Below are 7,731 nucleotides of genomic sequence, written 5' to 3'. Positions count from 1 at the left end.
CGGTCGGGGGTGTTCCTGGTGCCCCGGCTGGTCAGGATGGCCCAGCCTGAGCGGCCCGTTCTGGGCGCGGTCGAGCAACCCGGCGGCTCCGTCACCGTGATCGCCGATGGCTCGGATCCGGGCGCGGTCGAGCGGTGCGGTGGCTCCGTCGGGTTGGCGGCGGGGACGGTGCTGGTGACCGGCGGCACGGGCGGGTTCGGGGCGTTGCTGGCGCGGCATTTGGTGGCCGAGCATGGGGTGCGGCATCTGCTGCTGACCAGCCGACGAGGGCCGGGCGCTCCGGGTGCGCTGGAGTTGCAGGCGGAGCTGATCGCGCACGGGGCCGAGGTCACGATCGCCGCGTGTGATGTGGGGGATCGGGATCAGGTGGCGGAGTTGCTGGCTCAGGTTCCGGCCGAGCATCCATTGACCGCGGTGGTTCATGCGGCGGGTGTGCTGGATGACGGGACGATCGCGTCACTGTCGCCGGAGCGGCTGGACGCCGTGCTGCGTCCCAAGGCGGATGCGGCGTGGCATTTGCACGAGCTGACCCGGGATCTGCCGCTGGCGATGTTCGTGCTGGTGTCGTCGGCCAGTGGCCTGGTCATGGCGGCGGGTCAGGGCAACTATGTGGCGGCCAATGGGTTCTTGGACGCGCTGGCGGCCTATCGGCGGTCACACGGGTTGGTGGCGACGTCGCTGGCGTACGGGCTGTTGGATATGGCCACCGGGATGGGCGCCGAGTTGTCCGACGCCAACCGGGCCCGTCTTGCCCGGCTGGGGCTGCCGGCGTTGTCCACGGCTGAGGGGGTACGGCTGTTCGACCTGAGTGTGCGGACGGATGCGGCGATGACGGTGCCGCTGCGCGTGGACGTGGAAGTGCTGCGGGGCCGCGGCGATCAGGTGCCGGCGTTGTTGCGGGGGTTGGTGCCGGCGGCGAGGCGGGTGGTTCGTGCGGTCGCCGGCGGCGGCGAAGAGGGCGGGCTGCGGCGGCGTCTGGCAGCCCTGGATCCGGGAGAACGCCGGCGGGTGCTGGATGAGCTGGTACGGCGGCACGTGGCGGTGGTGCTGGGCCATGCATCAGGCGATGCGGTGGACCCCGGTCGGGCCTTCAGCACGATGGGACTGGATTCGCTGGCCGCGGTGGAGCTGCGCAACCAGCTGGCCGCGGCGACGGGGCTGTCGCTGCCCGCGACACTGGTCTTCGATTACCCGACCCCCCTCAGCGTGGCCGAATTCCTATACGGGGAGCTGTTCGGCTCGGTGGACTCCGAGCAGGTCGCGGATCTGCCGGTGCTGCGTTCGGTGGCCGATGATCCGATCGTGATCGTGGGGATGGCGTGCCGTTATCCGGGCGGGGTGGCCTCTCCGGAGGATCTGTGGCGGCTGGTGATCGAGGAGACCGACGCGATCACCGGTTTCCCGACGAATCGGGGGTGGGATCTGGATGGCATTTACGATCCGGATCCCGGCCGGGTGGGGACGTCGTACACCCGGCACGGCGGGTTCCTGCACGACGCAGATGAGTTCGATGCGGGGTTCTTCGGGATCTCGCCGCGTGAGGCGTTGGCGATGGATCCGCAGCAGCGGCTGCTGCTGGAGGTGTCGTGGGAGGCGGTCGAGTGGGCGGGGATCGACCCGGTTTCGCTGAAGGGCAGTCCGACCGGGGTGTTCGTGGGCACCAACGGTCAGGACTACGCGAGCCTCACCGTGAACGCCCGGGCGGATGTGGAAGGTCACGCCATTACCGGTATGGCGGCCAGTGTGTTGTCGGGGCGCTTGTCTTACACGCTGGGGTTGGAGGGCCCGGCGGTGACGGTGGATACGGCGTGTTCGTCGTCGCTGGTGGCGTTGCATATGGCGGCGCAGGCGCTGCGGTCGGGTGAGTGCTCGCTGGCTCTGGCCGGCGGTGTCTCGGTGATGACCACCCCGTTTGGGTTCATCGAGTTCAGCGCACAGCGTGGGCTGTCGCCTGATGGGCGGTGTAAGGCGTTCTCCGACACTGCGGACGGCACCAGCTGGGGCGAGGGTGTGGGCGTGCTGGTGCTGGAGCGGTTGTCGGACGCGCGGCGTAACGGGCACCAGGTGCTGGCGATCGTGCGCGGGTCGGCGGTGAACCAGGACGGGGCGTCGAATGGGTTGGCGGCGCCGAATGGCCCGTCGCAGCAGCGGGTGATCCGTCAGGCGCTGGCGGGTGCCGGGTTGTCGCCGGCCGAGGTGGACGCGGTGGAGGCGCACGGCACGGGCACCCGGCTGGGTGACCCGATCGAGGCGCAGGCGTTGTTGGCGACCTATGGCAAGGACCGTCCTGAGGATCGGCCGTTGCTGCTGGGGGCGATCAAGTCCAACATCGGCCACACGCAGGCGGCTGCGGGCGTCGCGGGTGTGATCAAGATGGTCATGGCCATGCGGCATGGGGTCCTGCCCAAGACGCTGCACGTGGACGCGCCGTCCTCGCACGTGGACTGGAGCGAGGGTGCGGTCGGGCTGCTGACCGAGCCGGCCGGGTGGCCGCAAACCGACCACCCGCGCCGGGCCGGTGTGTCCTCCTTCGGCATCAGCGGCACCAACGCCCACCTGATCCTCGAGCAGGGGTCGGCGGCTCCGTGGATCGAGGCCGGAACGGTGGCGCCGGACGAGGATCCGGCCGCGGGTGCGGGTGTGTTGCCGGTGGTGGTGTCGGGCCGTACGGCTGGGGCGCTGCGGGCGCAGGCCGGACGGCTGGCCGCGCATGTGGAGGGCCACGCTGAGTTGGCCTTGGCCGATGTGGCGTTCTCGCTGGCCACGACCCGGTCGGCGTTCGAGCATCGGGCGGTGGTGCCGGCGAGCGACCGTGAGGGTGTACTGGCCGGTTTGGGCGCGCTCGCCGAGGACCGCGCCGGTGCGGGCGTGGTGCGCGGGGTGGCGGCGGCGGAGCCGAGGCTGGCGGTGTTGTTCACCGGTCAGGGGAGTCAGCGGGTGGGGATGGGCCGGGAGTTGTATGCCCGGTTCCGGGTGTTCGCGGGGGCGTTGGACGAGGTGATCGCGGAGCTGGACCCGCTGCTTGACGGGCAGTCGGGTGGGTCGCTGCGGGAGGTGTTGTTCGCCGAGCCGGGGTCGGCCGAGGCGGAGGCGCTGGATCGGACGGGGTGGGCGCAGCCGGCGTTGTTCGCGGTGGAGACGGCGCTGTTCCGGTTGGTGTCCTCGTGGGGGGTCCGGCCGGACGTGCTGGCCGGGCACTCGATCGGGGAGATCGCGGTGGCGCATGTGGCCGGGGTGCTGTCGCTGAGCGATGCGTGCGTGTTGGTGGCGGCGCGGGCGCGGTTGATGCAGGCGCTTCCTGCCGGTGGGGCGATGGTGTCGGTGGCGGCGTCCGAGGATGAGGTCGCCGCCCTGCTGGCGGGGCGTAAGGGTGAGGTGTCGATCGCCGCTGTCAACGGCCCGGCCTCGGTGGTGATCTCCGGAGTTGAGGAGCCGGTTCTTGAGGTGGCGGCCGCCCTGGAGCAGCGGGGGGTCAAGACGCGGCGGTTGCGGGTGTCGCATGCGTTCCATTCGCCGTTGATGGAGCCGATGCTGGAGGACTTCCACGCGATCGCCGGGACGCTCACCTACAACTCGCCGCGGATCCCGGTGGTGTCCACCCTGACCGGGGAGCAGGCGACGGCTGAGCGGTTGTGCTCGCCGGGCTACTGGGTCGACCAGGTGCGTGGCGCGGTCCGCTTCGCCGACGGCGTCCGTGCGTTGCATGGTCTGGGTGTGCGGGTGTATCTGGAGCTGGGCCCCGATGGGGTGCTGAGCGCGATGGCCCAGGACACCCTTGCCACGCTCGCCGGCCCGGACGCCAACGTGCACGAGTCGGCCACCGTGCTGGTGCCGGTGTTGCGCAGGGACCGGGATGAGCAGAGCACGGTGATGTCGGCGCTGGCCGAGTTGCACGTGCACGGGGTGCCGGTCGATTGGCGTGCGGTGCTGCCGGGCGGGCGCCGGGTTGAACTGCCCACGTACGCCTTCGAGCATCGGCGGTACTGGCCCGAGAACACCGGCGCCGGTATGGGGAATGTGGCGGAGGTGGGTCTGGCCGCGACGTATCACCCGCTGCTGGGGGCGGCGCTGGGTCTGGCCGACTCGGATGGGGTGGTGCTGAGCGGGCGGTTGTCCCTGCGATCGCATCCATGGCTGGCCGATCACATGGTGGCCGGAAAGGTGATTTTCCCGGGTACCGGATTCCTGGAGCTGGCGATCCGGGCGGGTGACCAGGTCGGCTGTGACATGGTGGAGGAGCTGACCCTGATTGCGCCGCTGGTGCTGGATGAGCGGGAAGCGGCCGTGGTGCAGGTGTCGGTGGGTGCGCCCCAGGAGTCGGGCCGCCGGACGGTGAACGTGTATGCCCGTGCTGCCGACGCCCCGGATGATCAGCCGTGGATACAGCATGCGACCGGTGTGCTGGTGGGCAGTGGCCGGATGGCCGAGATGTTCGACGCGAGTGTGTGGCCGCCGGCTGCGGCGACCGCGATCGAGCTGGACGGGTTGTACGAGGGGCTGGCCGCGGGCGGCTTCGACTATGGTCCGGTGTTCCAGGGGCTGCGGGCGGCATGGCAGGGTGAGGAGGGGATCTTCGCCGAGGTCGCCCTTCCCGAACAGGCGGCCTCGAGCGCGGGCGCGTTCGGGGTGCATCCGGCGTTGCTGGACGCGGTGCTGCACGCCTTGGCGTTCATAGGACTGGAGCAGGTCGAGGGTGGCCGGTTGCCGTTCTTCTGGGGTGAGGTGTGTCTGCACGCGTCCGGGGCGTCGGTGCTGCGGGTTCGGCTGGTCAAGACGGGCGATGAGGCGGTGTCGCTGACGGCGGTGGACGCCGCGGGGGAACCGGTGTTGTCGGTGCGCTCCCTGGTGTTGCGGCCGATCTCGCGCGACCGGCTGGCTGCCGCCGACGGCGGCCGCGGGGTGGATCGGGACGCGCTGTTCCGGCTGGAGTGGACTGTGCTGCCCGATCTGCCGGTGACCGATCCGACGGCGGCGGCAGCGGTCGGGTGCGCGGTGCTTGAGCCTGACACGCTGGGGCTCACGGATGTGTGGGATGCGGCCGGGCGGTCGGTCGCGGTTCATCGGGATCTGTCGGCGTTGGCTGAGGCGGGTCCGGTGCCGGCTGTGGTGCTGGCCGAGGTGGCCACGGCGGCGTGCGGAGCCGTGGACGTGGTGGAGTCGGCGCATGAGGTCACCGCCGGCGTGCTGGGCTTGTTGCAGGGGTGGCTGGCCGATGAGCGGTACCGCGACTCCTGCCTGGTGGTGACGACATGTGGTGCGGTGGCGACCGGTGAGGGGGAGTCCCCCGATCCGGTGGCTGCCGCGGTGTGGGGCCTGGTGAGGTCGGCGCAGTCGGAGAATCCGGGCCGGTTCGTGCTGGTGGATGTGGACGGGCAGGAGTCCTCGCTGTCGGTGTTGCCGGCGGTGTTGCCCGCGCTCATGTCCTCGGGCGAGCCGCAGGCGGTGGTGCGCCACGGCGAGGTGCGGGTGGCTCGGCTGGCGTCGCTGGGTTCGGGGGCGGGGTTGCTGCCTCCGGGCGGTGGGGTGCCGTGGCGGCTGGGCAGCCGGGCCAAGGGCAGCCTGGACGCGCTGGAACTGCTGCCGTTCCCGGAGGCGGCCGAGGCGTTGGGGGCCGGTCAGGTGCGGGTGGCGGTGCGTGCGGCGGGCGTGAACTTCCGCGACCTGCTGGACGGGTTGAACGCGCTGGGCTGGTGGCAGGACAAGGTCGGCCTGATGGGCGGCGAGGCCGCCGGGGTGGTGCTGGAGGTCGGCCCCGGGGTGGAGAGTCTGCGCCCCGGGGATCGGGTGACGGGTCTGGCCGAGGGCGCCTTCGGCCCGGTGGTGATCGCCGACGCTACAGCCGTGGCCAAAATTCCCGATCACTGCTCTTTCGAGCAGGCGGCGACGATCCCGGTGGCGTTCCTGACGGCCTATTACGGGCTGATGGACCTGGCCGCTCTGCGGGCGGGCGAGTCGCTGCTGGTGCACGCGGGTGCCGGTGGTGTGGGGATGGCGGCGATCCAGCTGGCTCAGCGGCTTGGGGTGGAGGTGTTCGCCACAGCCAGCCCGGCCAAGTGGGAGGTGCTGCGTTCGCTGGGCATCCCCGAGGATCACATCGCCTCCTCCCGGGATCTGGAGTTCGAGGAGTGCTTCCGGCAGGTGCGCGGGGAGCGGGGGATCGATGTGGTGCTGAACTCGCTGACGGGTGAGTTCATCGACGCCTCGGCGCGGCTGCTGGCCCCAGGGGGCCGGTTCATAGAGATCGGCAAGCTGGACATCCGCGACCAGGAGCAGTTCCCGGAGGGGCTGACCTACCGGTGGTTCGACCTGGGGGATGCCGGCCCCGAGCGGCTGGAGCAGATGCTTGGCGAGTTGATGGGGTTGTTCGCCTCGGGTGAGTTGCGGCCGTTGCCGTTCACGGCGTGGGATGTGCAGCGGGGCCGGGAGGCGTTCCGGTTCATGAGCCAGGCCCGGCACACCGGCAAGATCGTGCTGACCATGCCGCGGCGGTGGGACCCGGACGGCACGGTGCTGATCACTGGTGGCACCGGTGGCCTGGGTGCGGAACTGGCTCGGCATGTGGTGGCCGAGCACGGGGTGCGGCACCTGCTTTTGGCCGGCCGCCGGGGGTTGGAGGCTCCGGGTGCGGTGGAGTTGCAGGCCGAGCTGATCGCGCATGGGGTCGAGGTCGCGGTCGTGGCGTGTGATGTGGCGGATCGGGAGCAGGTGGCGGCGTTGCTGGCACAGGTTCCGGCCGAGCATCCGCTCACCGCGGTGGTTCATGCGGCGGGTGTGCTGGATGACGGGACGATCGCGTTGCTGTCGAAGGAGCGGCTGGACACCGTGCTGCGGCCGAAGGTGGATGCGGCGTGGCATCTGCATGAGCTGACCCAGGACATGGATCTGGCGGGGTTTGTGCTGTTTTCGTCGGTGGCCGGGACGTTCGGTGGGCCGGGGCAGGGCAACTACGCGGCGGCGAACACGTTTTTGGATGCGCTGGCCGAGCATCGGCGTGCGCTGGGCCTGGCCGGGGTGTCGGTTGCGTGGGGTGCTTGGGCGCAGGACGCGGGGATGACGGGCACGCTGGGCCAGGCGGATATGCGGCGGATTGAGCGGGCGGGGATTTCGGCCTTGACGGTCGAGCAGGGGCTGGCGTTGTTCGACGCGGCTGCTGCGGTGGGTCCTGCGGTGGTGGTGGCGGCGCGGTTGGATGCGTCGGCGGTGGTGCGGGCGGGTGGTGAGGTGCCGTATCTGCTGCGGGGGTTGGTGCGGGGGGTCCGCCGGTCGGCGGCCTCGGCGTTGGTGCCGGCGGGTGACGGGGCACTGGGCGGGCGGTTGGCCGGGATGGGTGAGGCTGATCGGGTTCGGTTCGTGCTGGAGTTGGTGCGCGCGCAGGCGGCGATGGTGCTGGGGCATGCGTCGCCCGATGCGGTGGAGGTGCGGTGGGAGTTCCGTGACCTGGGCTTTGACAGTCTCACCGCGGTGGAGTTGCGTAACCGGCTGAACAGTGCGACGGGCTTGCGGTTGCCGGCGACGTTGGTGTTCGACTACCCGACGCCGGTCGTGCTGGCGGAGTTCCTGCTGGGCGAGTTACTGGGTGAGCAGGCCGATTCGGCGGTGCTGTCGCCGGTGGTGCGTTCGGTGGCGGACGACCCGGTCGTGATCGTGGGGATGGCGTGCCGTTATCCGGGTGGGGTGGCCTCTCCGGAGGATCTGTGGCGGCTGGTGATCGAGGAGACCGACGCGATCACC

At 70.9% G+C, this 7,731-nt stretch carries 1 protein-coding gene; it reads left to right on the top strand.

The genetic code is table 11. The features are described from left to right. On the top strand, positions 1-7,731 hold a 7,731-nt coding region (locus ACWD3H_RS47160; RefSeq protein WP_451959726.1), incomplete at both ends, for an SDR family NAD(P)-dependent oxidoreductase.

This window comes from Streptosporangium sp. NPDC002607, from assembly GCF_053592655.1.
Note: the sequence above shows the minus strand (reverse complement) of the source record. Positions and strands in the feature narration are given on the sequence as shown.